1 pseudogene is annotated in these 345 nt (G+C 49.9%); it reads left to right on the forward strand.

Going from position 1 to position 345, the window contains the following annotated elements:
- A pseudogene (locus I6E40_RS10775) lies at nt 1-320 on the forward strand (leucine-rich repeat domain-containing protein); the annotation flags it as partial.
- Nucleotides 321-345: the final 25 nt, after the last annotated feature.

The raw sequence follows: 345 nt of genomic DNA on the forward strand, positions 1-345 counted from the left end.
ATGGTTGCAGTAGTTTGACCTCCATCTATATGCTCCCCTCCACACCTCCCAGCACAGGATCTAATATATTTTATAACGCTCCATTAGAAACAGTCTATGTGGTGGATGAGGATGCCAAGACTGACTATCAAACTCAAGCGCCTTGGAGCGAATATGAGATTGTGGTTATGCCCACCGGCATAGATGAAGTGGAGACAGACAAGACTGTCCCCACCATTGTCGGCTACTACGACCTGAATGGCAAACAAATCAACGGCAAACAACGCGGCGCAGTCATCGTGCGCTACTCCGATGGCACTACGCGCAAGGTGCTGAAGTGACAGTGCGAAAGAACAGTCGCCTCCA

The sequence above is a fragment of the Prevotellamassilia timonensis genome, assembly GCF_021531665.1.
In the GTDB taxonomy this organism is placed as follows: domain Bacteria; phylum Bacteroidota; class Bacteroidia; order Bacteroidales; family Bacteroidaceae; genus Alloprevotella.